The 2,996-nt window shown below is 71.2% G+C and carries 1 protein-coding gene; it reads right to left on the reverse strand.

Annotated elements, in window-relative coordinates:
- Positions 1-184: 184 nt before the first annotated feature.
- On the reverse strand, positions 185-2,996 hold a 2,812-nt coding region (locus VJ976_RS00705), incomplete at its 5' end, for a DUF3604 domain-containing protein (protein WP_324097924.1).

The raw sequence follows: 2,996 nt of genomic DNA on the forward strand, positions 1-2,996 counted from the left end.
GCTCAGCCTGACGTCGTGGATCGCCGAGATGGTGGGCCTGAGCTTCACCGTCCAGAGCTTCTTCTGGGACGCCATCCTCGGCGCCCTGATCATCAGCATCATCTCGATGATCGTGGGACTCCTCGCCCCCGAGGAACGGTCGCCGCGCGCGTACTAGCGACCGCGCCAGCCGTCGGGCCGCTGCTCAGTCTGCGCCGGCCGTCGCCCAGATCGGCGAGGACCACGCCATCTCGCCGTCCACCAGGTACACGCGAACGTAGTAGAAGGATGCACCTCCGACCGCCGGCTCGACCCGCGCGTCGTCGGTCCATGTGGTCTCGACGTCTCGTGAACCCACGGACGTCAGGCCCCCGACGGAGGGCTGCAGGCTCACCACCCCGTCGGCGTCGGGCGGGCCGGCGATGGCCACGTTCTGCCCGCCCTCGAACGCCGTCTGGACGGCTCCCAGCGTCGTGCGCAGGCGGCGAGGACCGATGGTGACCTCGACCATCGCCGACGGCGGACCCACGAGGGTGAGCTCGACCCCGCCGCGCTGCGCCCCGTACGGCTCGCCGAAGCTGTGGGTCGTGTTCCGCCAGCTCACCGAGCCCGCAGTGACCTCGGTGACCTCCGGGCTCCACCAGGGTGTGGCCAGGACACGGCCTTCCTCGATCCGCAGCGTGCCGTCCCAGACCTCAACCCCGAGTGCGGCGCCCCACTCCACCCGCAAGGGCACGGCGACCTCCCCGTCGCCGGCGACGTCGGGAGACACCTGGTGGACCAGCTGGCCGTCGCGGACGACCTCGACGCGGGCCACGTCGGCATAACCCGTGGCCCGGATCCGCAGCGTGCGCTCCCCCGCGATCTCAGCCTCCTCGCCCATGAACGCCTCACCCGACCCGGATCCGGTCATGCGCACCTCGAGGGTCAGACCACGGGTGGTCGCGGCGAACGTCCGCCGAGCCTGCAGTGCCCCGAACACATCCGAACGCCGCAACGTGGGCGCCCAGGCACCGACGTAGCTGGCTCCGTGACCGTGGTCGGAGGAGCCGACGAACCCGAAGCGGTGCCCGCGCAACAGCCCGTCGAGGGTGAACGTGCCCGTCGCCGTACCGTCGGAGTACTGCCGAAAGCAGCCCGGTGCTTCGTAGTTGCCGCGGCACGCCTGGAAGATCTCCACCAGGCGGGAGTAGGTCGGGTCGTGGTAGTCCCAGTCGTTGTAGACCATCGCGGCGCCCGGATGGTGCGGGATGGTGATGGCAGGGTAGGCGGGGTGCTCGCGCAGCGCGGCCCACAGCCCCGCCGGGTCGGTGGTCCCGGAGGCGAAGGCGGAGAAGGTGGGCGCGCCACGCTCGACGTCGCCGAAGATGACGTTCTGGTGGCCTGAGTCCGCGGAGGTCCACTCGAACCCGTAGAACGGCACGAACGCCTCGGGGATGTGGAACAGGTCGGCGATCTTCTGGATGCTCCACCACTGGTAGTCGGAGGAGTTCTCGGCGTGGTCGGTGACCGCCCAGAAGTCGTAGTCGTTGACGTCCCAGGCGTAGCGATAGAAGTCCTCGAGGCTGGGCTCGTCACCCGAGGTACAGCGGCTGACCAGCGAGTGACGGTGCAGGTCGCCCCAGTACAGCCGCATCGTCTCACCGTGGACCTGCGTGCTCGGTCGCTCCGCCCGGCTCTCGGTGTCAGCCGACTCCTCGGCGAGCCACCGGCGGGACTCGGCACGATCACCGGCGTGCAGCACCGGCTGCCCCGCCCGCTCGGCGCCGTCCACGGGGTGCGATGGCACCCACACGGGCCCGGCCGAGCTCCGGGAGGCCAGCACCACCTGCCCCAGTCCGTGGACACCGTGCCAGATGACCGAGCCGTGGTGCTCGTAGAGATAGGGACACTCACGACCCCCGAACCCCTCGGTCCAGGTCAGTGCTCGCTCCAGCCTGCGGTCCATCTGCGCGGCGATGACCACCCCGCCGGGGACGGGGGCAAGGCAGACCTCCTCCAGAGTGCCGTCCGTGCCGCTGAAGCTGACCGGCGGCTCCCACCCCTGCGCACCCAAGGCCTGCGCCGCCACCTCCCAGTAGTAGGTCATGAGCGGCAGCCGGCGGTGGACGCGGTAGGCCACCACGAGGCCATTGTCGGCCGTCGCGGCGAGCTTCGGCAGACCCGACGGCACCACGTCGAGCGTGCCCCCGAGCTGCCCGGGGGCCTCGCGGACACCGTCGGCAAGCACCTCCACCACCCGCAGGGTGGCCGCGACGTCGGGGATCAGCTCCGACGGCACGCTCATCCCGGAGGCACGCACACCCGGGATGACACTCGGGTCGACACCCACCTCGGACGCCGCCCGCAGCCGAGTGGGCCCGCTGCCTCCGTGGGCGGGCACGACGATCTGGTCGAAGGCGCACCACAGCCGCCCGTCGGCCGTCACGGCCAGGCTGGGGTGCAGGGCGTAGTCCGACCCCGAGGTGAGGGCCCGCGGCGGCCCCCACTGCCCGTCGGCGGCGCGCTCGCGCAGTCCCACGCGGTAGGAGCCACCGGTGTACTCCGACCAGGCGAACACCATCCCGCCGTCGGGCCGAGCGACCAGTGCCGGGTCCCAGACGTTGGCGTCGAACCCGGCGGTCACACGGCTCGTCGGACCCCATCCGGTCGAGGCGTGGGTACGACTGAAGATCGCGAAGCGGGACTCGTGCCTGGCCTGCCAGCACAGCACCACACGGCCATCGACGTCCAGGACGACCTCCTGGTTGAAGCTGGGGTGCTCGGTGTCGGAGACCTGCTCCAGCGCAGTCCATCCGCTGCTCTCGCGGCGTGCGCACCAGACCGAGACCGGAGTGTGCGGGGTGTCGCGGCGGCCCACGAACACCCACCCGACTCCGGTGGCATCGACGAGCGCCGTGGGTCGGAACAGGTCGACCGGCTCGGCGGTGACCTCCTCGACCGCGACGTGCCCATCGGTGTCCAGCCACCGAGAGCGGAGCACCTCGCCGCGTTCGGGCACCCACTCCAGCCATACG

Source organism: Ornithinimicrobium sp. (assembly GCF_035267225.1).
Taxonomy (GTDB): Bacteria; Actinomycetota; Actinomycetes; order Actinomycetales; family Dermatophilaceae; genus Ornithinicoccus.